This is a genomic window from Cryobacterium adonitolivorans, from assembly GCF_004402695.1.
GTDB classification, from domain to species: Bacteria; Actinomycetota; Actinomycetes; order Actinomycetales; family Microbacteriaceae; genus Cryobacterium; species Cryobacterium adonitolivorans.
The window spans coordinates 81,552-102,803 of sequence record NZ_SOFL01000043.1; the positions used below are offsets into that span (position 1 = coordinate 81,552).

23 protein-coding genes are annotated in these 21,252 nt (G+C 66.7%); 6 read left to right on the top strand and 17 right to left on the bottom strand.

Annotation, left to right across the window (positions count from 1 at the left end; translation table 11 throughout):
* The first annotated feature begins 47 nt into the window (after positions 1-47).
* Positions 48-575 (top strand): methylated-DNA--[protein]-cysteine S-methyltransferase, encoded by a 528-nt coding sequence (locus E3O42_RS13120; protein ID WP_241984824.1) that lies wholly within the window; start codon positions 48-50, stop codon positions 573-575.
* Positions 572-1,186: a DNA-3-methyladenine glycosylase I gene (locus E3O42_RS13125; RefSeq protein ID WP_134454358.1), complete on the top strand. Its 615-nt coding sequence runs from the start codon at positions 572-574 to the stop codon at positions 1,184-1,186. Before E3O42_RS13120 ends, E3O42_RS13125 begins: the two co-directional genes overlap by 4 nt.
* Before the next feature lie 6 nt (positions 1,187-1,192).
* On the opposite strand, the gene E3O42_RS13130 is transcribed toward E3O42_RS13125, so the two are convergent.
* From E3O42_RS13130 to E3O42_RS13190, 13 genes are all read right to left on the bottom strand, one after another.
* Positions 1,193-2,194: a malate dehydrogenase gene (locus tag E3O42_RS13130; protein ID WP_134454359.1), complete on the bottom strand. Its 1,002-nt coding sequence runs from the start codon at positions 2,192-2,194 to the stop codon at positions 1,193-1,195.
* A gap of 9 nt (positions 2,195-2,203) precedes the next feature.
* Positions 2,204-2,974, bottom strand: coding sequence for a YaaA family protein (locus E3O42_RS13135; RefSeq protein ID WP_134454360.1), 771 nt, complete (start codon positions 2,972-2,974; stop codon positions 2,204-2,206).
* Between the two features lie 23 nt (positions 2,975-2,997).
* Entirely contained in the window at positions 2,998-3,264 is a 267-nt protein-coding gene (locus E3O42_RS13140) for a F0F1 ATP synthase subunit epsilon (RefSeq protein WP_103431195.1), read from the bottom strand.
* Positions 3,265-3,266: 2 nt separating this feature from the next.
* On the bottom strand, positions 3,267-4,730 hold the full coding sequence (gene atpD, locus E3O42_RS13145; RefSeq protein ID WP_104163241.1) for a F0F1 ATP synthase subunit beta: 1,464 nt from the start codon (positions 4,728-4,730) through the stop codon (positions 3,267-3,269).
* An 18-nt stretch (positions 4,731-4,748) separates the two neighbouring features.
* Entirely contained in the window at positions 4,749-5,648 is a 900-nt protein-coding gene (locus E3O42_RS13150) for a F0F1 ATP synthase subunit gamma (RefSeq protein ID WP_134454361.1), read from the bottom strand.
* An 88-nt stretch (positions 5,649-5,736) separates the two neighbouring features.
* Positions 5,737-7,374, bottom strand: a complete 1,638-nt coding sequence (atpA, locus tag E3O42_RS13155; RefSeq protein ID WP_134454362.1) for a F0F1 ATP synthase subunit alpha — start codon at positions 7,372-7,374, stop codon at positions 5,737-5,739.
* 87 nt (positions 7,375-7,461) lie between these two features.
* Positions 7,462-8,259, bottom strand: coding sequence for a F0F1 ATP synthase subunit delta (locus E3O42_RS13160; protein ID WP_134454363.1), 798 nt, complete (start codon positions 8,257-8,259; stop codon positions 7,462-7,464).
* 5 nt (positions 8,260-8,264) lie between these two features.
* On the bottom strand, positions 8,265-8,822 hold the full coding sequence (locus E3O42_RS13165; RefSeq protein ID WP_134454364.1) for a F0F1 ATP synthase subunit B: 558 nt from the start codon (positions 8,820-8,822) through the stop codon (positions 8,265-8,267).
* 11 nt (positions 8,823-8,833) lie between these two features.
* Positions 8,834-9,064, bottom strand: a complete 231-nt coding sequence (gene atpE / locus E3O42_RS13170; protein WP_088455448.1) for an ATP synthase F0 subunit C — start codon at positions 9,062-9,064, stop codon at positions 8,834-8,836.
* A 57-nt stretch (positions 9,065-9,121) separates the two neighbouring features.
* Positions 9,122-9,904 carry a F0F1 ATP synthase subunit A gene (atpB, locus tag E3O42_RS13175; RefSeq protein WP_134454365.1) on the bottom strand — a complete coding sequence of 261 codons (783 nt, stop codon included), beginning with the start codon at positions 9,902-9,904 and terminating at the stop codon, positions 9,122-9,124.
* 180 nt (positions 9,905-10,084) lie between these two features.
* On the bottom strand, positions 10,085-10,576 hold the full coding sequence (locus E3O42_RS13180) for a Cg1360 family ATP-synthase-associated protein (RefSeq protein ID WP_134454366.1): 492 nt from the start codon (positions 10,574-10,576) through the stop codon (positions 10,085-10,087).
* Complete coding sequence (locus E3O42_RS13185; protein ID WP_134454367.1) at positions 10,573-11,799, bottom strand: MraY family glycosyltransferase; 1,227 nt, start codon at positions 11,797-11,799, stop codon at positions 10,573-10,575. The genes E3O42_RS13180 and E3O42_RS13185 overlap by 4 nt, the downstream gene beginning before the upstream one ends.
* On the bottom strand, positions 11,796-12,497 hold the full coding sequence (locus E3O42_RS13190; RefSeq protein WP_134454368.1) for an L-threonylcarbamoyladenylate synthase: 702 nt from the start codon (positions 12,495-12,497) through the stop codon (positions 11,796-11,798). Before E3O42_RS13190 ends, E3O42_RS13185 begins: the two co-directional genes overlap by 4 nt.
* A gap of 71 nt (positions 12,498-12,568) precedes the next feature.
* On the opposite strand from E3O42_RS13190, the gene E3O42_RS13195 reads away from it, so the two are divergent.
* A complete protein-coding gene (locus E3O42_RS13195) occupies positions 12,569-13,051 on the top strand; it encodes a hypothetical protein (protein WP_134454369.1) in 483 nt (160 codons plus the stop codon).
* A gap of 81 nt (positions 13,052-13,132) precedes the next feature.
* Here E3O42_RS13195 and prmC read toward each other — a convergent pair whose 3' ends face one another.
* Positions 13,133-13,993 carry a peptide chain release factor N(5)-glutamine methyltransferase gene (gene prmC / locus E3O42_RS13200; RefSeq protein ID WP_134454397.1) on the bottom strand — a complete coding sequence of 287 codons (861 nt, stop codon included), beginning with the start codon at positions 13,991-13,993 and terminating at the stop codon, positions 13,133-13,135.
* Positions 13,994-14,211: 218 nt separating this feature from the next.
* Between prmC and cysK the strand changes: the two genes are divergently transcribed.
* From cysK to E3O42_RS13215, 3 genes are all read left to right on the top strand, one after another.
* Entirely contained in the window at positions 14,212-15,150 is a 939-nt protein-coding gene (cysK, locus tag E3O42_RS13205; RefSeq protein ID WP_134454370.1) for a cysteine synthase A, read from the top strand.
* 41 nt (positions 15,151-15,191) lie between these two features.
* Entirely contained in the window at positions 15,192-15,770 is a 579-nt protein-coding gene (epsC, locus tag E3O42_RS13210) for a serine O-acetyltransferase EpsC (RefSeq protein ID WP_134454371.1), read from the top strand.
* 127 nt (positions 15,771-15,897) lie between these two features.
* Positions 15,898-16,920, top strand: a complete 1,023-nt coding sequence (locus E3O42_RS13215) for an isopenicillin N synthase family dioxygenase (protein WP_134454372.1) — start codon at positions 15,898-15,900, stop codon at positions 16,918-16,920.
* A gap of 7 nt (positions 16,921-16,927) precedes the next feature.
* Here E3O42_RS13215 and E3O42_RS13220 read toward each other — a convergent pair whose 3' ends face one another.
* The 3 genes from E3O42_RS13220 to rho all read right to left on the bottom strand — a co-directional run bounded on the left by E3O42_RS13220 (position 16,928) and on the right by rho (position 21,212).
* Positions 16,928-17,410 (bottom strand): GNAT family N-acetyltransferase, encoded by a 483-nt coding sequence (locus E3O42_RS13220; RefSeq protein WP_134454373.1) that lies wholly within the window; start codon positions 17,408-17,410, stop codon positions 16,928-16,930.
* 83 nt (positions 17,411-17,493) lie between these two features.
* Entirely contained in the window at positions 17,494-18,573 is a 1,080-nt protein-coding gene (gene prfA, locus E3O42_RS13225) for a peptide chain release factor 1 (RefSeq protein WP_134454374.1), read from the bottom strand.
* Positions 18,573-21,212 carry a transcription termination factor Rho gene (rho, locus tag E3O42_RS13230; RefSeq protein ID WP_166787995.1) on the bottom strand — a complete coding sequence of 880 codons (2,640 nt, stop codon included), beginning with the start codon at positions 21,210-21,212 and terminating at the stop codon, positions 18,573-18,575. The genes prfA and rho overlap by 1 nt, the downstream gene beginning before the upstream one ends.
* Positions 21,213-21,252: the final 40 nt, after the last annotated feature.

The window sequence follows — 21,252 nt, forward strand, 5'->3', positions numbered from 1 at the left end:
TCCGAAAACCGCCGGAACCGGCCGGGAGCGCCGACTACAGTCGCAATATGGACAGCCGCATCATGAACAGCCCAGCCCCGCTTCTTCCCCCCAACCTGATCCGCGTGCAAAGCCCCCTCGGCGACCTCGAGCTCACGGGCGACGACGACGACGTCTGGTCGCTGGCCATCATCAGGGACGGCCACCTTCCCCTGGAGGGCCTGCCGGAGGCCCCCAACGCCCTGCTCCGGCGCGCCGCGGCTGAACTGGCCGAGTACTTCGCCGGCGCGAGGGTCACGTTCGACGTGCCGGTGCGGCTGAACCGCGGCACCGAGTTCCAGCAGAGCGTCTGGCGGGGGCTGGCCGCGATCCCCTTCGGCGATCACCTCTCCTATGGTGAGCTGGGCCGTTCGATCGGCAAGAGTGGTGCCGGCCGGGCCATCGGCGGTGCGGTGGGCGCGAACCCGGCGCCGATTCTGGTGGGCTGCCACCGGGTGCTCGCCTCCAACGGGCGCATCACCGGTTTCAGCGCCGGTGAGGGCATCCCCACCAAGCAGTGGCTGCTGCGGCACGAGGGCATCGAGTACGTCGGATGACCGCGGTCGCTCCCCCGCCAGACCCCGGCCCGGTGCCGCGTCCCTCCGTCGTCGTCGGCGACGACGGAGTCGCCCGGTGCGGTTGGGCCGCGAACGATGCCGAATACCGGCGTTACCACGACGAGGAGTGGGGCCGGCCGCTCCGCGACGAGCAGCGCCTGTTCGAGAAGCTCTGCCTGGAGGGATTCCAGGCCGGGCTGTCCTGGATCACGATCCTGCGCCGCCGGCCGGCCTTCCGGGCCGCGTTCGCGGGCTTCGACGTCGACGCCGTTGCCGCCTTCACCGAAGCGGATGTGGAGCGACTGCTCAATGATGAGCGGATCATCCGGCACCGGGGCAAGATCACCGCCACCATCGACAACGCCCGAACCACCCAAGCCCTGGGCGAAAGCCTGGCCGAGTTGATCTGGAGCTTCGCGCCGGAACCGCGGCCCGCGCCGCTCACCGACCTGGCCGAGGTGCCGGCGATCACGCCGGAGTCCACCGCGCTCAGCAAGGCGCTCAGAGCCCGCGGCTACAGGTTCGTGGGCCCGACCACCATGTACGCCCTGATGCAGTCCAGCGGCCTCGTGAACGACCACGTCGTCGGCTGCCACCGCGCGCCGGTTTAGGCGGTTTTAAGCGGATGCCCGCGGTCCGAGCAGCCCCAGCGCGCTGACGGCGGCCCGCTCCGCTTTCAGTTCGGCCACCGATGCGTCGATCCGGGCGCGGGAGAAGTCGTCAACAGCCAGCCCGGGCTCAATCGCCCAGCGGCCGTCCAGGGATCGCACGGGGTAGGACGACACCAGGCCGGCCGGCACACCGTACGATCCGTCGGAGAACACTCCAGCGCTGGTCCAATCGTGGCCGGTGCCGTTCACCCAGTCGTAGACATGGTCGACGGTGGCGCTGGCGGCAGACCCCATCGAAGATGCCCCGCGCACGGCGATGATCTCGGCGCCGCGGTTGGCCACCCGCGGTATGAACTCGTTCACCAGCCAGGCCTCGTCGACGAGCTCCCGCACCGCGCGTCCGTCGACGGTGGCGTTGGACACGTCGGGGTACTGCAGGGCCGAGTGGTTACCCCAGATGGCAACACCGCTCACCGAGGTGACCGGGACCGACAGGTGCGCGGCGAGTTGTGCGACCGCACGATTGTGGTCGAGCCTGGTGAGAGCGGTGAAGCGGTCGGCGGGAACATCCGGCGCGTGGCTGGCCGTGACGAGGGCGTTGGTGTTGGCCGGGTTGCCCACCACGACCACTCGGATGTCGTCGGCGGCACCCGCGTTGATGGCGGCGCCCTGCGGACCGAAGATGCGGGCGTTGCCCGCGAGCAGGTCCGCGCGCTGCTGGCCGGGTCCGCGGGGCCGCGAGCCCACCAGGACGGCCACATTGGCTCCGTCGAAGGCCCGCACCGGGTCATCCGTCACGAGCACGTCGCGCAGCAGCGGGAAGGCGCTGTCCTGCAGCTCGAAGGCGCTACCCTCCGCCGCCCGGAGACCGCTCGGGATCTCCAGCAGGCGAAGCGCGACCGGAACGTTGGGCCCGAGCAACTGGCCCGAAGCAATGCGGAACATCAGCGCGTAGCCGATGTTGCCCCCGGCGCCGGTGACGGTGACGTTTACTCGTTGTCTCTGCACGAATTCATCCTAGAGGTGGCCGGCTACGACTAGTTCGAGTTCCCCTTCGGCTCCAGGGCGCAGGGTGAAACCGGCCGTCGGCGCCCAGGCGAGCAGTTCGTCGACGGAGTCGAAGGCCTGAGAGTTCTGCAGCAGGGCCCGGGTGAATTCGCCCTTGGCCTTCTTATTGAAGTGGTTGAGGGCGCGGGTGCGGCCATCGGCGCCCTCGGTGACGACGCGCAGGAAGAAGCGCCGCGGATGTTCCGCGGCCGGTCCGAGAGACACATACCCTTCCGAGCGCAGGTCGAGCAGCAGCCCGCCCGAACCATCGAACGCCGAGGCCTCGAGTGCCGCGGACACGTCGGCGGCCCAGTGCTTCTTGAGGGGCAGCCCCGGCAGCCGGGAGTCGTGCGAGAGCCTGTAGGCGGGCACGAGGTCGAGCCCGCCGACGGGTCCGAGCAGGGCGGAGTGCACGAGCAGGTGGCTGCCGGCGAAGGTGCGGGCCGCCGGCGACAGGGTGTCGGCGGCAAGCGCGTCATAAAGCACCCCGGTGTACCTGTCGATGACCGGCGTCGTCGGGGAGGACAGCAGGGCGGCGTTGCGGTCGATCTCGGCGAGTTGGGTGCGGCCGAGCTTGAGCGCGCGCACCGTGGCATCCTGGTCGGCGGCCAGCGCTGCAAGGGCGCCGGCGAGCACGCTGCGGCGCCCGGTCAGCGCCGGAAAGGCCAGGGAATCCAACGCCAGGGGCACGAAACCGCCGCCGGAGCGTTTAGTCTCCGACGGCGGTAGCAGTACAAACACAGATGTCCTCAGTGAAGCGGCGCCTAAACGAGTGCGGCGCGACGGGCGACGACGGAAATGATGTCGTTGTCCACCGACAGGAACCCGTCGTCAGCCTCGGCGACGACCTTCGTTCCGTCCAGCAGCGTGATGCGCACCTCGCCGCTGGACAGGATGGCCAGCAGCGGCTCGTGGCCGACGAGAATACCGATCTCGCCTTCCACCGTGCGCGCGACAACCATGGACGCCTCGCCGGACCAGACCTGCTGGTCCGCCGAGACGAGGGTCACGGTAAGCGAAGCCGAAGCCATGCTTAGCCGTTCTCCTTCTGGATCTGAGCCCACTTCTCTTCAACGTCGTTGATGCCACCTACGTTGAAGAAGGCCTGCTCGGCCACGTGGTCGAAGTCACCGTTGGCGATGGCCGTGAACGACTCGATGGTGTCCTTGAGCGGAACGGTGGAACCCTCGACGCCGGTGAACTTCTTGGCCATGTAGGTGTTCTGCGACAGGAACTGCTGGATGCGTCGTGCGCGGGAGACGGTGACCTTGTCTTCCTCAGAAAGCTCGTCAACACCGAGGATCGCGATGATCTCCTGGAGTTCCTTGTTCTTCTGCAGGATCGCCTTGACGCGAACGGCCGTGTTGTAGTGGTCGGCGCCCAAGTAACGGGGGTCGAGGATACGGCTGGACGAGGTGAGCGGGTCGACGGCCGGGTAGAGGCCCTTCGACGCGATCTCACGGGAGAGCTCGGTTGTGGCGTCGAGGTGCGCGAAGGTGGTCGCCGGGGCCGGGTCGGTGTAGTCGTCAGCGGGCACGTAGATGGCCTGCAGCGAGGTGATCGAGTGGCCACGGGTCGAGGTGATGCGCTCCTGCAGGATGCCCATCTCGTCGGCCAGGTTCGGCTGGTAGCCCACAGCGGAGGGCATGCGGCCCAGCAGGGTCGACACCTCGGAACCGGCCTGGGTGAAGCGGAAGATGTTGTCGATGAAGAGCAACACGTCCTGCTTGGCGACGTCGCGGAAGTACTCCGCCATGGTCAGCGCGGAGAGCGCGACGCGCAGACGCGTTCCCGGCGGCTCGTCCATCTGGCCGAACACGAGGGCGGTCTTGTCGAAGACGCCCGCCTCTTCCATCTCGGCGATGAGGTCGTTGCCCTCACGGGTACGCTCGCCGACTCCGGCGAACACCGACACACCACCGTGGTCCTGCGCGACGCGCTGGATCATTTCCTGGATCAGCACGGTCTTGCCGACACCGGCACCACCGAAGAGACCGATCTTTCCACCGAGCACGTACGGCGTGAGCAGGTCGATGACCTTGATGCCGGTCTCGAACAGCTGGGTCTTGGACTCCAGCTGGTCGAAGGGCGGCGGCTTGCGGTGGATGGGCCAGCGCTCGGTGATCTCGATCTTCTCACCGGGCTTGGCGTTGAGGACCTCGCCGATGACGTTGAAGACGCGGCCCTTGGTGACGTTGCCGACCGGAACCATGATGGGCGAGCCGGTGTCCCGGACCTCCTGGCCGCGGACGAGGCCGTCGGTCGGGTTCAGGGCGATGGCGCGCACCAAGTCGTCGCCGAGGTGCAGGGCAACCTCGAGGGTAATCTCGGTCGACTCGTCGCCGATGACGATGGTCGTCTTGAGCGCGTTGTACATGCCAGGGATCGAGTCGTGCGGGAACTCGATGTCCACGACGGGGCCCGTGACGCGTGCGATGCGGCCCACAGCGCCGGCTGTGCCCTCTTCGAGGACTGGCGCGATTGCGGTGTCAGTCATTGCTCTCTCTTCTCTGGATTAGTTCTTGGCGGATGAGAGCGCGTCGGCTCCACCCACGATCTCGGAAATCTGCTGCGTGATCTCGGTCTGGCGCGCATTGTTCGACAGCCGGGTGAAGTCCTTGATGAGCTTGTCAGCGTTGTCGCTGGCGGACTTCATCGCCTTCTGGCGGCTGGCGTGCTCCGAGGCCGCGGACTGCAACATGGCGTTGAAGATGCGGCTTTCGATGTAGACCGGCAGCAGGGCGTCGAGCACGGTCTCGGGGTCCGGTTCGAACTCGTAGAGCGGCAGCGTGGAGGGCACGTCGCCGGATTCACCCTCGACGACCTCCAGGGGCAGCAGGCGCACGACCTGGGGAACCTGGGTGACCATGCTCACGAAACGGTTGTAGACGATGTGGATCTCGTCGACGCCACCATCATCGGCTTCACGCAGGAAGGCCGACAGGAGCGCGTTGCCGATTTCCTGGGCGGTGTCGAACTCGGGACGGTCAGTGCCGCCGGTCCAGGACTGCTCGGACACGCGACGGCGGAAGCTGAAGTACGCCAGGGCCTTGCGGCCGACGAGGTAATAGACGACGTCCTTGCCCTGGTTGCGCAGCAGCTCGCTGAGCTGCTCAGCCTCGCGCAGGACCTGGGAACTGAAGGCGCCGGCAAGTCCACGGTCGGAGGCGAAGATGACCACTGCGGCGCGGTTGATGACCTCGGGTTCGGTAGTCAGCACGTGCTCAACGTTCGAGTACGTGGCGACCGCCGACACTGCCTGCGTGATCGCACGCGAATATGGGGTGGAAGCCGCGACTCGCGCCTGCGCCTTCTGGATGCGCGAAGCGGAGATCAACTCCATGGCCCGAGTGATCTTCTTGGTCGTCTGGGCAGACTTGATCTTCTGCCGGTAGACCCGAAGTTGCGCTCCCATGTGTCTCCTGTGCTTGCTTAGATATCGTGTCGATGAGTGTCAAGAACCCGGTCCGAGCCGCCTGGGGCGGCTCGAACCGGATGCGCGATTAGCGCTTGTGCTTGACGATCTTTTCCTGGTTGACGTCTTCTGCCTTGGTCGCGACGAACTCTTCGCGGCCGACGGAAGCCAGCGGCTTGCCCTCACCGGTCTGGAATTCACGCTTGAAGGTGTCCACCGCGGTCGTCAGCTCTACGACGGTGTCGTCGCTGAGCACGTTGGTGTCGCGCAGCGTCGCGAGGATGCTCGTGGTGCGGCCGAGGAAGTCGAGCAGTTCGCGCTCGAAACGAAGGATGTCCTCGAGGGGAACCTCGTCGAGCTTGCCGTTCGTGCCGGCCCAGATCGAAACAACCTGGTCTTCGACGGGGTACGGCGAGTACTGCGGCTGCTTGAGCAGTTCGGTCAGGCGGGCGCCACGAGCCAGCTGGCGACGGCTGGCCGGGTCGAGGTCGGACGCGAACATCGAGAACGCCTCCAGCGAACGGTACTGGGCCAGTTCGAGCTTGAGGGTACCGGAGACCTTCTTGATCGACTTGACCTGGGCGTCGCCACCAACACGGGAGACCGAGATTCCCACGTCGACCGCGGGACGCTGGTTGGCGTTGAAGAGGTCGGACTGCAGGAAGATCTGGCCGTCGGTGATCGAGATCACGTTGGTCGGGATGTACGCGGCAACGTCGTTGGCCTTGGTCTCGATGATCGGCAGGCCGGTCATCGATCCCTTGCCGAGCTCGTCGGAGAGCTTGGCGCAACGCTCAAGCAGGCGGGAGTGCAGGTAGAACACGTCGCCGGGGTACGCTTCGCGTCCCGGCGGGCGACGCAGCAGCAGCGATACCGCACGGTAGGCCTCGGCCTGCTTGGACAGGTCGTCGAAAACGATGAGGACGTGCTTGCCGGCGTACATCCAGTGCTGGCCGATGGCCGAGCCGGTGTACGGGGCGAGGTACTTGAAGCCGGCCGGGTCGGAGGCGGGGGCGGCGACGATGGTCGTGTACTCCATCGCTCCGGCATCCTCGAGCGCACCCTTCACCGAAGCGATGGTGGAGCCCTTCTGGCCGATGGCGACGTAGATGCAGCGAACCTGCTTGTTGGCGTCGCCGGACTCCCAGTTGGCCTTCTGGTTGATGATGGTGTCGACGGCGATGGCGGTCTTGCCGGTCTGGCGGTCACCGATGATCAGCTGGCGCTGGCCACGGCCGATCGGGATCATCGCGTCAATGGCCTTGATGCCGGTCTGCATCGGCTCGTGCACCGACTTGCGGTGCATGACGCCGGGAGCCTGCAGCTCGAGGGCCCGGCGGCCGTCCGTTGCGATCTCACCGAGACCGTCGATGGGGGCGCCGAGCGGGTCGACGACACGGCCGAGGTAGCCGTCGCCGACGGGAACGGAGAGGACCTCGCCGGTGCGGTACACCTCCATGCCTTCAACGATGCCGGCGAACTCGCCGAGGACGACAACACCGATCTCGTCTTCGTCGAGGTTCAGCGCGAGGCCGAGGGTGCCATCCGCGAACTTGATGAGCTCGTTGGCCATCACGCCGGGGAGACCCTGCACGTGGGCGATGCCATCGCCTGCGGTGGAGACGTAGCCGACCTCGGTCGTGGCGACCTTGTTCGGCTCGTAGGACTTGACGAAGTCCTGGAGAGCGTTCCGGATCTCATCGGGGCTGATCGTTAGTTCTGCCATCATCTTCCCTTTTCTGTACAGCAGTACAGGCTTTGTCTTTTCGACACGTTACCGTCTCGAGATTTGTGTGTTCTGGCAACCCGAAGGTTAGCCAGCAAGCTGCAGTCTCAAGTCCTTGAGACGGGTGGCGACGCTGCCGTCGATGACGTCGTCGCCGATCTGTACTTTCAGGCCGCCGACGACGGATGCGTCGATGACCACGTTGAGGGCGACGCTGCGTCCGTATCGGGTCGACAATGACGCGGCGAGGCGGTCAAGCTGCCCCTGCTGCAGCGCTGCCGCAACGGTGACCGTCGCGATGATGCTATCGGCCTGATCGGCGACGATCCTGGCCGCATCGCTGAGCAATTCGCCGATGCGGCGGCCGCGAGGCTGCTGCACCAGGTGGCGCACAATGACGAGGGTCTGTGGGGACACCTTGTCCGCCAGGAGCGCCTGGATGAGTCCGACCTTGGCTGAGGACTTACCCAGCTTGCTGGTCAGCGCCAGTTCGAGCTCGGCATCCGAGGACACCGCCGCACCGAACAGGAACAGCTCGGATCGGATCGACACGCTCCGGTCGGCCGAATCCGCCGTCACCCGCAACGCGAGTTCCTCGATGGCGGCCAGCAGGTCCTGGTGGCTCGACCAGCGGCCAGCCGCGATCGACAGCAGAAGCTCGAGTGCGGCGGGCGTGACCGTGGCACCGAAGACTGCGCGAACCAGCGCGACCTTCTGGGACGAATCCGCAGACGCGTCGCTGAGTGCGGCGAGCAGCTGCGAGGAGTTCCCGATGACCCGGCCGGCGTCGAACAGGTTCTCACCCGTCGCCAGATCAGCCCACTCGGCGTGGGCGGCGAGTGCCGCCCGCGACGTGGCCAAGGCTTCTCTGGTGGCGCTTCCCATGTGTCTTAGTTCTTTCCGGCCGAAGGGGCCGTGTTCTCGGTGGCTTCGATGTCGGCGAGGAACCGTTCGACCATGGCGCTTGCACGCGCATCGTCGTTCAGGCTCTCACCGATGACACCGGAGGCGAGGTCGATGGCCAGCGAGCCGACTTCACTGCGGAGGGACAGAACGGCGGCCTGACGTTCGGCCTCGATCTGAGCCTTCGCGGTGGCCGTGACGCGGTTGGCCTCAGCAGTTGCCTGTTCCCGGAGCTCGGCGAGGATGCGCTGGCCGTCGGCGCGCGCCTGCTCGCGGATCTGACCGGCTTCGACACGTGCTTCGGCCAGCTGGGCCGTGTACTGCTCGAGAGCAGCTTCGGCTTTGCGCTGGGCGTCGTCTGCCTTGGCGATGTTCCCCTCGATGGCCTCCGCACGGTCGTCAAGGATCTGACGGAAACGCGGGATCGCGAAGCGTACAAAGAAGACCATGACGACCAGGAGGACAACTAGCGACCAGGTGATGTCGTAGATGGCAGGAAGAAACGGATTCGCTTCCGCTTCTGCTGCGAGAACAAGCTCAGGCATTGTGGTAGTCCCTAGACGAAGATGAAGAATACGGCAACACCGATGAACGCGAGGAGCTCGGTGAAGGCGATGCCGAGGAACATGGTGACCTGGAGACGGCCGGCGAGCTCAGGCTGGCGAGCCATGGCTTCAACGGTCTTTCCGGCGACGATACCGATACCGATACCCGGGCCGATCGCAGCAAGTCCGTAACCTACGGTCGCGATGTTGCCGGTGATCTCGGCGAGGATGGTGGGTTCCACTAGGTGTTTCCTTTCAATCGAAAAACGACGTCGGTCGACGTAGCCAGTTCAGTTGTGTCAGTGCTCTTCAGCCACAGCTTGTTGCACGTACACGGCGGTCAGAAGGGTGAAGATATACGCCTGGAGGATGTACACGGCGAATTCAACGAAGGTGAAGATGAACCCGAACGCGAGCGTTCCCACGCCGAAGAGTCCAGCCCATCCACCGGCGGTGAAGAAGAAGAAGTTCGTGGCGCTGAAGCACAGCACGAGCAGCAGGTGCCCGACCATCATGTTGAGCAGGAGTCGCAGGGCCAGCGAGAGCGGCCGCACGATGAAGATGTTGATGAACTCGATCGGCGCGAGCAGGATGTAGATCGGCCACGGCACACCGGCGGGGAAGAGCGAGTTCTTGAAGAACTTGCCCGGGCCCAGCGCCTTGATGCCGGCGTAGATGAACACCACGTACGCGACGAGGCCGAGCACGAGCGGCATGGCGATGATCGACGTGCCCGAGATATTGAGGAACGGCACGACACCGGTGATATTCATCGCGAGGATGCCGAAGAACAATCCGGCCAGCAGCGGCAGGTAGCGCCGACCCAGGTCCTTGCCGAGGATCTGGTCGGCAATCTGAACCTGGACGAAGCCCAGCGCGAGTTCGGCGATGCTCTGGTTGCGACCCGGGACCCGGGTGGGCTTGCGCAGCGCGAACCAGAACAGGAACAGCATGAGCGCGATGGCCAGCAGGCGAACCAGAATGATGCGGTTGATCTCGAAGGGCGTGTCAGCGAAAAACAGCGCCGGCAGGCCGAGGAATTCGCCGATCCCGGGAGCGTGGAATTCGCCTTCGGATTCCATGGGAATCAGCAAGTACGCAGCGTTATACAACAGCGCTATCTCCTGTTTCTGTGCGGACGCACATAGGCGACAGTGTGGGAATTCGGTCAGCGGCTCGGGGGCGAACACTGCCACCTGAGAGTGTTTTCACTTTACCAACAATCGCTCTGGGTGACCTAATCGACGACAAGGGCCGAAGAGTCAGGGTGCGGTCTCGTCCGGCGAGCTGGGCAGCGTGACGTTGCTCGCGTAGCCCAACTTGGATCGGAACACCACGATCACGTCGATCAGCATGGTTCCGACGGCGCCGGCGATCACGGTGAGGAAGAGCACCATCGTGTGAACGAAGGGGGCGTCGCGCAGAAGGGCGAGGATGACGATGAAGACAACGATCTTCAGCAGCCAGGCGCCCATCACGATGCCGAAGAATGCGGCGATATCGAACCGCATCGCCCCGATGATGCTGACGGCGGTGATGGACGCGAACAGAACGGCCAGCGCGGTGCCGATGAGGGCGCTGATGAGGCCGTCAGTTCCGGCGAACAGGTAACCCAGGCCGCCGCCGATGACGGCGATCGCGATCGCCAGCAGGCCGGTGTACTTGAGGACCTCCGTGAGGATCTTCTTGGCGTCCACGGGAGTCGCCAGGGGCGCGGTCGTGGGGTTGTCGGAGGGAACGGGTGCGGGGGTCATACGGGCTCCTTGGCGTCAGACGCCTCGTCGAGGGGATCAAGCCGGGCAATGGTGGGCACCCCGATGGCGCCGGTCGCCGGGGCGAGCTGGCTGGCGGCCTCGATGGCCTTGCGACGGCTCAGAGGGGCAAGGGTCACGACGGTGCAGATGACCAGGGCGCTCACCAGGAACACGGTGGCCCACCAGGTGGGAAGACCGAAGAATACCGGGAGCACGTAGTACAGCAGGCAGCCCACCGAGGCGGCGGCGGTCCAGCCGTAGAAAATCAGCACGGCGTGCAGGTGGGAGTGCCCCATGTCCAGGAGCCGGTGGTGCAGGTGCTTCCGGTCGGCACTGAACGGCGATTTTCCGGCGCGTACCCGCCGGAACACGGCCAGGCCGAAGTCGAGCAGCGGGATGATGAGGATCGCCACCGGCAGGATGAGCGGGATGAAAGCCGGGAACAGCTGTGAGCGGTTGACGGCCGTGGGGTCGACCTGGCCGGTGATCGCGATGGCCGAGGTGGCCATCAGCAGCCCGACCAGCAGGGCGCCGGCGTCGCCCATGAACATTTTGGCAGGCCGCCAGTTCACTGGAAGGAAGCCCACGCAGGCGCCGACGAGGATCGCGGCAATCAGGGAGGCGAGGTTGAAGTAGTTGGTGGGCGAGGTGTCGCGCACCAGCAGGTAGCTGTAGATGAAGAACACGCCGTTGGCGATGAGCGCGACCCCGGCGACCAGCCCGTCGAGCCCGTCGATGAAGTTGATCATGTTCATCACGATGACGATGGCCATGACCGTGATCACGATCGACATCCAGGAGGATCCGACGGTGAGGCCGCCGATGGGCAGGGAGAAGACCTGCACGCCCTGCCAGGCGACCAGGCCGGCGGCGATGAACTGGCCCAGCAGCTTGGTCATCCAGTCGAGGTCCCAGATGTCGTCGGCGACACCGAGCAGCACGATCAGCAGGGCCGCGCCGAGGATGGCCATGATCTGGTGCGGGTCGGCGAAGATCAACCGCAACGGCGCGAACTGGGACGCCACCAGGTAAGACACCCCGAAGGCCACCAGGATGCCGAGGAACATGGCGATGCCGCCCAGCCGCGGTGTGGGCCGGGTGTGCACATCGCGTTCACGGATCTTGGGGTACAGCCGGTACTTGTGGGTGAGCTTGAGCACGACTATCGACATGAGAAAGGTCACGACCGCCGAAACAAGCGCCAACAGGATGAAAAGGGTCATTGTTCGGCCACCGGGGCGAGGGCGTCGCCGATGACGGCCTCGATCGCGGCTCGGGAGATCACACCGTTCCGCACGATGACCAGCTTGCCGCCGTTGGTGGCGAAAGCGGTGGCGTCCACGATCGTGGAGGAGGTGTCGCCGGCGCGGTCACCGATCGGCTCATAGTCCATTCCCGCGACTCCCCCGTCGAGGTAGACAGCGACGCTGATCCCCAGCATGTCCTCTGCGCCGATCACGTCGATGGCCGAGGGCATGCCGCTGGTGTTGGCGCTCGAGACGGCAAGCGGGCCGGTCTCCGCCAGGAGGTCAAGGGCTACCTGGTTGCGCGGCATCCGCAGGGCCACTGTGCCGCGGGTGTCGCCGAGGTCCCAGACCAGGGACGACTGTGCCGTCAGCACCACGGTGAGACCGCCGGGCCAGAACTCGGCGACCAGGGCGCGCACGGGCTCCGGCACGTCCTGGGCGAGGGCGTCAAGGGTGGGGATACCCGGGATGAGCACCGGCGGAGGCGACTGGCGGCCGCGGCCCTTGGCATCCAGCAGTTTCTGCACGGCCTCGGGGTTGAAGGCGTCAGCGGCGAGGCCGTAGACGGTGTCGGTGGGGATGACGACGAGCGCGCCGCGGCCGATCGCCGAGCGTGCCAGTCGCATGCCGGTCGAGCGTTCCTCGTCGACCGAGCAATCATAGATACGTGTCATCGGGCACGATTCTAGTGCAGCCATCCTGTGAGGGCCCGGCGACGGAGCCGGTGCACGGGGCAATACTGGAGGTGTGTGACACCACGCTCTTCGAGTATGACTTCCGCGAGCGCCTGCCGGCGTTGGCCCGGTTGACCGGGGCCAGCCAGTATCACCTGGCGTCCACGTGTTGGGTGGGCGGCCACGAGCGGGCCGCCGTGGAGGGCGAATACCACTCGAGCGAGGAGTATCTCGAGGCCTGGCACGAGCTCACCGGCACCGCCCTCACCCGCGATCAGTGGCAGCAGGCCAGGGCGGCGGCGATGGGTCCGATGCAGGGCGCCATCGATGCCCTGTCCAGGGTCGCCTCCCGTGGCACCGTGTCACTGCTGTCGAACAACCCGGTGCCGTTCCGGGATTCGCTTCCGCTGCTGGCGCCGGACGTCTCGGAGATCCTGCAGGGCAACGACCTCACCAGCGCGGTGCTCGGCGCCTCGAAACCCGAGCGGCGGGGCGTTCACGAGAGCCCTGAGCAAGTTCGGGGTGCTCCCGGAGAACGCGATCCTGATCGATGACACCCTCGGGTTTCGACGTGGCGAACCTCCCGCGAACCGTGAGTTGAGCCCCAATTCGGGCGACTTTTCGGGGCTTTTCTCTCAGTTCGCGGGGTCGACGGGCGCGCGCAGGGCCGTGGTGCTGCGGTCGCGGGTGGTGAGGTCGCGGTGGGTGGCGGTGGCTCGCCAGCCGTCGGCGTCGAGGAGAGCGCGGATCTCGGCGCCCTGCAGTTCGCCGTGCTCGATCACGAGCACGCCCCCGGCGCGCAGCAGTCGCAGGCCCGTCTGCGACACCAGCCGCACGATGTCCAGGCCATCCGGCCCGCCGAAGAGGGCGTGGGCCGGGTCGAATAGGCGCACCTCGGGGTCGCGGGGGATGGCGTCGGCCGGGATGTATGGCGGGTTCGACACCACCACGGAGACGGTGCCGTTCAGCTCGGTGAAGGCGCCGGCGAGGTCGGCGAACACCAGGGTGGCGTTGTCGGCGGCCACCTCGGTGAAGTTGCGGCTGGTCCACGGGAACGCGTCGGCCGAATTCTCGCAGGCGTAGACGCGGGCGTGCGGCACCTCGGTGGCCAGGGCCAGGGCGATGGCGCCGCTGCCGGTGCCGAGGTCCACCCCGATCGGCTCGGGATCGGCCATTGAACGCAGGGCGTCGATGGCCAGCTGGGCGACACCCTCTGTTTCGGGGCGCGGCACGAAAACGCCGGGTCCCACGTTGAGTTCGAGACCACGGAACGGCGCCCGGCCGGTGATGTGCTGCAGGGGTTCGCGCTTCTCACGGCGCTGAACGAGGGCGAGGATGGCCGCCGCATCGGTGTCGCTGAGGACGCTGCCCATGATGGCGCCGGCCTGCACCTGCCCGCGGCTCTGACCGAGCACGTGCCCGATCAACAGGTCGGCGTCGATCTCGGCGCCGTCGATTCCCGCTCCGGCCAGGGCGGCGGCGGCGAAGGCCCGCATCCGCTCGAGCGTGGTTGGAATTTCGGACAGGGAGCCGGAGTTGCTATGGGAAGGCGTCACAAACTGGAATCTTACGCAACTCTCTAGGCCTCACTGGGTATCGTCATGGCTCTAGGCTTAACGACGCGTGCTCGAGCACCCGCTTTCGTTACGGCACTACCCACCTGCGGAGCATCCGCACCAGTCGGCTCCAGGAGAGCCTCAGGAAAGGTCTACCGATGTCCGCACGGATTTACTCAGACATTACCGAAACCGTCGGCGGTACCCCGCTGGTGAAGCTGAATCGCCTGCCCGGCGCCTCCAGCGCGACTGTGCTCGCCAAGCTCGAGTTCTACAATCCCTCCAGCAGTGTCAAGGACCGCATCGGCATCGCCATCGTCGACGCCGCCGAAGCCTCGGGAGAACTCAAGCCCGGCGGCACCATCGTGGAGGGCACCAGCGGGAACACCGGCATCGCCCTGGCCATGGTCGGCGCCGCCCGCGGCTACTCGGTCATCCTGGCGATGCCGGAGACCATGAGCAAGGAGCGCAAGATCCTCCTGCGCGCCTACGGCGCCGAGCTCGTACTCACGCCCGGCTCCGAGGGCATGCGCGGCGCGGTCGAGAAGGCCAAGGAAATCGCCGCGGCCACCCCCGGTGCGATCTGGGCCCGCCAGTTCGACAACCCGGCGAACCCGGCCATCCACAAGGCCACCACCGGAGTGGAGATCTGGGACGACACCGACGGCGCCGTGGACCTGCTGGTGGCCGGTATCGGCACCGGCGGCACCATCACCGGCGCCGGGCAGCTGCTCAAGGAGCGCAAGCCCTCCGTCCGCGTGATCGGCGTCGAGCCCAAGGACTCCCCCATCCTCAACGGCGGCGCTCCCGGCCCGCACAAGATCCAGGGCATCGGCGCCAACTTCGTGCCGACGGTTCTCGACACCCACGTCTACGACGAGGTCACCGATGTGACCCTCGCCGACTCCGTCGCCACAGCTCGTGCCCTGGCCACAGAGGAGGGCATCCTCGCCGGTATCTCTGGAGGCGCCGCGGTATGGGCAGCACTCGAACAGGCCAAGCTGCCCGAGAACGCCGGCAAGACCATCGTCGTGATCGTGCCCGGCTTCGGCGAGCGGTACATCAGCACCGTCCTGTACGAAGACCTCGTGGACTAGGCACCATCCGCTGCTCGACAAACTACAGACAGGTGCCCGGCATGGGAGTGTTCGCACGCGTTCGCGAGGACATCGCGATGGCGCAAAGGCACGACCCTGCCGCGCACAGCAAGGCGGAGGTTGTGCTCGCCTATAGCGGTGTGCATGCCGTGTGGGCCTATCGCGTCACGCACCGGCTGTGGCTGGCAGGCCTGCGCCTGCCGGCCCGGCTGTTGTCCCAGGTGACCAGGTTCCTCACCGGAGTGGAAATCCACCCCGGCGCCACCATTGGCCGGCGCCTGTTCATCGACCACGGCATGGGCGTCGTGATCGGCGAAACCGCCGTGGTGGGCGACGACGTGATGCTGTACCACGGGGTCACCCTCGGCGGGAAGAGCCGGCACGGGAACGTGCCGGGTGCCCGGCGCCACCCCCGACTGAACGACGGCGTGACCGTGGGCGCCGGCGCCAAGATCCTCGGCCCCATCACCCTGGGCGAGTGGAGCACCGTGGGTGCCAACGCCGTCGTCACCAGGGACGCTCCGGCCCGATCCATCCTGCTCGGCATCCCCGCTCGCGCCCAGCGCGGCACCGCCGAGGAGATCAAGGCAGCGCGCGGCCTGCTCAAATCCGGCAGCTGAACCCGGTTCACCGAGGGTTTCTTCGAACGCGGCCGCTGGCACGGATAGTCACCCGCAGAATCTTCGACCTTGGCAATCCGGTGTAACACCGGCCGGATATCGTGAAATTGTTGGCAGAATAGTTGTCATGACAACCTCAGCCGCCGCCGCAGCCGCCCCGTCGCTCCCGATCCTCGACCTGTCCCGCCTCGACGCCGGACCGGAGGAGGCCGAGGCGTTCCGGGCCCAGTTGCGCGAGGCAACCCACGAGTACGGGTTCTTCTACCTCACCGGGCATGGCGTGCCGGCCGACCTCATCGAGCGGGTGATAACCACCTCGCGGGCCTTCTTTAACCTGCCCGAGGACGACAAGATGGCCATCGAGAACCTGCAGAGCCCGCACTTCCGCGGCTACACCCGCGTGGGCGGCGAACTCACCCAGGGCAAGGTGGACTGGCGCGAGCAGATCGACATCGGACCGGAACGCCCCGCCCTGCAGCTCACCCCGGAGAGCGCGGACTACCTCCGGCTGGAGGGCCCCAACCAGTGGCCGGTGAACCTGCCCGCCCTTGAAGAGGTCATGACCTCCTGGCGCGAAGAGCTCAACGCCGTCGCACTGCGCCTGATGCAGGCGTGGGCCCTGTCACTCGGCGCCGACGAGCACGTCTTCGATGCGGCGTTCGCCCAGAAGCCGTCGACGCTGATCAAGATCGTGCGCTACCCGGGCAAGTCAGACCCCACCCCCAAGCAGGGCGTCGGCGCCCACAAGGACTCCGGCGTGCTCACGCTGTTGTTCGTCGAGCCGGGCAAGGGAGGGCTGCAGGTGGAGAAGGACGGCGAGTGGATCGACGCTCCCCCGCTCGACGGCGCCTTCGTGGTGAACATCGGCGAACTGCTCGAAGTGGCGACGGATGGCTACCTCAAGGCGACGGTGCACAGGGTGATCTCCCCCCTGATCGGCACCGACCGGATCTCGATCCCGTTCTTCTACAGCCCGGCGCTGGACGCCACCATCCCGGTGCTCACGCTGCCGGAGGAGTTGCACGCCCCCGGCATCACCGTCGACCCGGAGAACCCGATCTTCACCACCTACGGCGAGAACTCGTTGAAGAGCCGCATGCGCGCCCACCCGGACGTCGCGGCCATCCACCACGCCGACCTGCTCACGTAGACGGCGGTCAGCGCAGCTCCTTCGCGAACCAATGCTCCGCATACGGTTCGGTGTTGAATGGGGCGACCTCCAGGTAGCCACACCGGGCGTACAGGCGGCGCGCTTCCACGAGATCGCTGCGCACGGTGAGCCGCAGCCGGGTGATTCCGGCGCGCGCGGCGAGCACATCCAGATGGGCCAGCAAGCCGGCGCCGGCGCCGATCCCCCGCGCCGCACTGGCCACGTAGACGCGGGTCAACTCGCCGACTCCACCGCCGACGAAACGCACCCCGCCACAGGCGACCGGTTCGCCATCCAGCATTCCGAGCACAAGCACACCGGTGTCACCCTGCAGGTCGCCGCTGGGTTCATCCGCCACGGCCGAGTCGGTCTCGCCCGGCAACGGGGCACGGCCCCAATACCGGCCGACGATGTCGTCGTAGTAGGCCCACAGCGTGGCAGCGGCAGCGGGCGAGCCCGGGTCGGTGGTGACGAAGGTGAGGCCGGGCATGACGCTCAGCCTAGTTGGACGAGAAAGGGCGCCCCGGCCGAAGCCGGGGCGCCCTTGTCTGGTTCAGAACACGGTGCTCAAAGCTAGTCGTGGTCACCGATCTCAGCGAGGCGGGTGGCCTCGTCGGCGGTGATGCACGAGTCAATCACAGCATCCAGGGCGCCGTTCATCACGGTGTCCAGGTTGTATGCCTTGTACCCGGTGCGGTGGTCCGCGATGCGGTTCTCCGGGAAGTTGTACGTGCGGATGCGCTCCGACCGGTCCATGGTGCGGATCTGGCCCTTACGCACCAACGAGGCGGCCTCGTCGATCTCTTCCTGCTGCCGGGCGAGGACGCGGGCGCGCAGCACGCGCATACCCGCTTCCTTGTTCTGCAGCTGGCTCTTCTCGTTCTGCATGGCCACCACGATCCCGGTGGGAAGGTGGGTGATCCGTACGGCGGAGTCGGTGGTGTTCACCGACTGGCCGCCGGGTCCGCTGGAGCGATAGACGTCGATCTTGAGGTCGTTCGGGTGCAGTTCGACCTCTTCGGGCTCATCAACCTCGGGGAAGACGAGAACGCCCGCCGCCGAGGTGTGGATGCGTCCCTGCGACTCGGTGGCCGGCACCCGCTGAACACGGTGCACGCCACCCTCGTACTTGAGGTGCGCCCAGACGCCCTCGGCGGGGTCAGCCGAGTTGCCCTTGATGGCCAACTGGATGTCCTTGATTCCGCCGAGGTCGCTCGTGGTCTGCTCGATGATCTCGGTTTTCCAGCGCTTGGACTCTGCGTAGTGCAGGTACATGCGCAGGAGATCGGCGGCGAACAGTGCGGATTCCGCACCGCCCTCCCCCATCTTGATCTCCATGATCACGTCACGGGCGTCCAGCGGGTCGCGCGGGATCAGCAGGCGGCGCAGCTTTTCGGCTGCGTCCTCCAGCTGGTCGGTGAGACCGGGAATCTCGTCGGCGAACGAGTCATCCTCGTCGGCGAGCTCACGAGCGGCGTCGAGATTGTCGCCAATCTCTTTCCACTCGTTCCATGCCGCGATAATGCGGCTGAGCTCGGCGTAACGACGGTTGACTTTCTTGGAACGGGCCGGATTCGCGTGCAACTCCGGGTCCGCCAGCTGGGACTGCAGCTCGTCGTGCTCAGCCTGCAGAGTCAGGACAGACTCGAACATCAGTGATCCTTGTCTGACCCGTTCGGGGTCGGCATCGACTTCTGAACCTGCATCAGGAACTCGACGTTGGACGAGGTCTCCTTGAGCCGGCCCAGGATGACCTCGAGCGCCTGCTGCTGCTCGAGCCCGGCCAGCGCGCGGCGCAGCTTCCAGGTGATCTTGACCTCATCGGCGCTCATCAGCATTTCTTCGCGGCGCGTGCCGGATGCGTTGACGTCGACGGCCGGGAAGATCCGCTTGTCGGCCAGGTGGCGCGACAGGCGCAGCTCCATGTTGCCGGTGCCCTTGAACTCCTCGAAGATGACCTCGTCCATCTTGGACCCGGTCTCCACCAGCGCGGAGGCGAGGATGGTGAGCGAGCCGCCGTTCTCGATGTTGCGGGCAGCACCGAAGAACCGCTTGGGCGGGTACAGCGCGGATGCGTCGACGCCACCGGAGAGGATCCGGCCGCTCGGCGGGGCCGTCAGGTTGTAGGCGCGGCCGAGGCGGGTGATGGAGTCGAGCAGCACGACGACGTCGTGGCCGAGCTCCACGAGACGCTTGGCGCGCTCGATGGCGAGTTCGGCGACGGTGGTGTGGTCTTCGGCGGGACGGTCGAAGGTTGAGGCGATGACCTCACCCTTCACCGTGCGCTGCATGTCGGTGACCTCCTCGGGACGCTCGTCGACCAGGACGACCATGAGGTGGACCTCGGGGTTGTTGGTGGCGATGGCGTTGGCGATCTGCTGCATGACGATGGTCTTGCCGGCCTTGGGCGGCGCGACGATCAGGCCGCGCTGGCCCTTGCCGATCGGGGCGACAAGGTCGATGATGCGCTGGGTCAGCTTGCCCGGCTCGGTCTCGAGGCGCAGACGCTCCTGCGGGTAGAGCGGGGTCAGCTTCTGGAACTCGACGCGGGTGGCGGCTTCCTCAACGGTCAGGCCGTTGATGGAGTCGACCTTGACGATCGCGTTGTACTTCTGGCGGCCGCTCTGGTCACCCTCGTGCGGCTGACGGATCGAGCCGACGACGGCGTCACCCTTGCGCAGGTTGTACTTCTTGACCTGGCCGAGCGAGACGTAGACGTCGCTGGCACCGGGCAGGTAGCCGGAGGTGCGCACGAAGGCGTAGTTGTCGAGCACGTCGAGGATACCGGCAACCGGGATGAGCACGTCATCGTCGGTCAGCTCGGGCTCGAAGTCGTCGTTGGCGGTGGCGCCGCGACGCTTGCGGTCACGAAAACGGCTGCGGTTGTTGCGGCCGTTCAGTTCGTCCTCTGGGCCGGAGCTGCGGTCCAGGCCCTGGTTGCGGTCCTGGCCCTGGCGCTCCTGCTGGGCGCGGTCGCTCTGCTGGCGGTCCTGCTGCTGGCGGTCCTGGCCGCGGTTGCCGGCCTGGCGCTGGTTCTGCTGGCGGTCGTCACCACGCTCGGCGCCACGGTCATCCGAGGCCTGCGGGGCACGGTCGCCCTGAGCACGGTCGCCCTGCTGGTTGCGGTCGCCGCCGCGGCTGCGGTTGCGGCTGCGACCCTGGCGGGGCTGCTCGGCCTGCTCGTCGGACTGCTCGGTGGTGCTGGTGTCGGCCTGCTCAGTCGTTTCGGCCTGCTCGGCCGGTTCAACCTGCTCGGTCGGTTCAACCTGCTTGGTCTGCTCGGCCTGCTCGGTCGGCTCGGCCTGCTCGGCGCGTGCACCGCGCTGGTTGCGCTGGCGTCCGCCGCGCTCGGCGCGCTCGGCGCGAACGACGCCCTCCGGACGCTGGATGCGGGACTCGGTGCTCTCGGTGGTGTCAGCAGAGTCGGTCTCGGCCGGTGCGGCTTCGATCGTCTCGGGAGCCTCAAAGCCGTCTTCGGCGTTCTGGGCGTCGATCATGCTGCGCGCGTCAAAGGCGTTGCGGGCGGTGGTGGCGTTGTTGTTGTTGTTGTTGCGGTTGTTGCCGCCGTTGCGTCCACCGTTGCGTCCGTCGTTGCGCGACTCATTGCGGTTCTCGTTGCGGTTCTCGCTACGACCGTTGCCGCGACGGTTGCGGCCGGCACCAGCCTGGGTCTCGGCGGCGGGCTCTGCGGCGGGCGCGGGCGCCTCGGCGACCGGAGCAGCGGCCTCGGCGGCGTTCGCCTTGGCGACGGCCTCGGAGATAGCGGCCTCGGTGATCGTGGCGGTGCTGGCGCGCTTCCGGGCCTGGCGAACCGGCTTCTCCACGACGGGTGCGTCGGCAACGATGTTGTCGGTGGCACCGGCGTAGGTGGCGGGAGCCGTGGTCTTGCGGGTCTTCGCGGTCTCCGGGACGATCAGGCCGAGGCCCAGGTCACCGTCGGCGTTGACATGTGCGACGGCGGGTGCCGACGCGCTGGTGCTCACCCGGCGGGAGACCCGCTTCTTGGGTGCGGCCTCGGTTGGCGCGTCGGCGACGACAGCGACGGCCTCTACGGGTGCGGCCTGCGCCGGTGCGTCAGTGACGGCGGCGTCGATGACGGCGGCGTCAGCGGATGCAGCCGACTCGGTCGTGTTGGACTGGTTCGCGGTGATTGCGTCCACGAGCTCTCCTTTACGAAGTTTGGATGCGCCCTGGATACCCAGTTCGCCCGCCAGAGCCTGAAGCTCGGCGACGCGAAGGGTGGTCAGGCGTGAGATGTCCACGCCGTTGGCATGGAGGTTGACGTTGGTCACGAAGTTTTGTCCTTCCCTCTGGCTCTTACGAATTGGCCAG

What these genes read in the sequence shown, in the direction of transcription:
- E3O42_RS13120 (WP_241984824.1), top strand. Translation starts at nt 48, where the DNA reads ATGGACAGCCGCATCATGAACAGCCCAGCCCCGCTTCTTCCCCCCAAC.
- E3O42_RS13125 (WP_134454358.1), top strand. Translation starts at nt 572, where the DNA reads ATGACCGCGGTCGCTCCCCCGCCAGACCCCGGCCCGGTGCCGCGTCCC.
- E3O42_RS13140 (WP_103431195.1), bottom strand. Translation starts at nt 3,264, where the DNA reads ATGGCTTCGGCTTCGCTTACCGTGACCCTCGTCTCGGCGGACCAGCAG.
- atpD (WP_104163241.1), bottom strand. Translation starts at nt 4,730, where the DNA reads ATGACTGACACCGCAATCGCGCCAGTCCTCGAAGAGGGCACAGCCGGC.
- E3O42_RS13150 (WP_134454361.1), bottom strand. Translation starts at nt 5,648, where the DNA reads ATGGGAGCGCAACTTCGGGTCTACCGGCAGAAGATCAAGTCTGCCCAG.
- atpA (WP_134454362.1), bottom strand. Translation starts at nt 7,374, where the DNA reads ATGGCAGAACTAACGATCAGCCCCGATGAGATCCGGAACGCTCTCCAG.
- E3O42_RS13160 (WP_134454363.1), bottom strand. Translation starts at nt 8,259, where the DNA reads ATGGGAAGCGCCACCAGAGAAGCCTTGGCCACGTCGCGGGCGGCACTC.
- E3O42_RS13165 (WP_134454364.1), bottom strand. Translation starts at nt 8,822, where the DNA reads ATGCCTGAGCTTGTTCTCGCAGCAGAAGCGGAAGCGAATCCGTTTCTT.
- atpB (WP_134454365.1), bottom strand. Translation starts at nt 9,904, where the DNA reads ATGGAATCCGAAGGCGAATTCCACGCTCCCGGGATCGGCGAATTCCTC.
- E3O42_RS13180 (WP_134454366.1), bottom strand. Translation starts at nt 10,576, where the DNA reads ATGACCCCCGCACCCGTTCCCTCCGACAACCCCACGACCGCGCCCCTG.
- E3O42_RS13185 (WP_134454367.1), bottom strand. Translation starts at nt 11,799, where the DNA reads ATGACCCTTTTCATCCTGTTGGCGCTTGTTTCGGCGGTCGTGACCTTT.
- E3O42_RS13190 (WP_134454368.1), bottom strand. Translation starts at nt 12,497, where the DNA reads ATGACACGTATCTATGATTGCTCGGTCGACGAGGAACGCTCGACCGGC.
- prmC (WP_134454397.1), bottom strand. Translation starts at nt 13,993, where the DNA reads ATGCGGGCCTTCGCCGCCGCCGCCCTGGCCGGAGCGGGAATCGACGGC.
- cysK (WP_134454370.1), top strand. Translation starts at nt 14,212, where the DNA reads ATGTCCGCACGGATTTACTCAGACATTACCGAAACCGTCGGCGGTACC.
- epsC (WP_134454371.1), top strand. Translation starts at nt 15,192, where the DNA reads ATGGGAGTGTTCGCACGCGTTCGCGAGGACATCGCGATGGCGCAAAGG.
- E3O42_RS13215 (WP_134454372.1), top strand. Translation starts at nt 15,898, where the DNA reads ATGACAACCTCAGCCGCCGCCGCAGCCGCCCCGTCGCTCCCGATCCTC.
- E3O42_RS13220 (WP_134454373.1), bottom strand. Translation starts at nt 17,410, where the DNA reads ATGCCCGGCCTCACCTTCGTCACCACCGACCCGGGCTCGCCCGCTGCC.
- prfA (WP_134454374.1), bottom strand. Translation starts at nt 18,573, where the DNA reads ATGTTCGAGTCTGTCCTGACTCTGCAGGCTGAGCACGACGAGCTGCAG.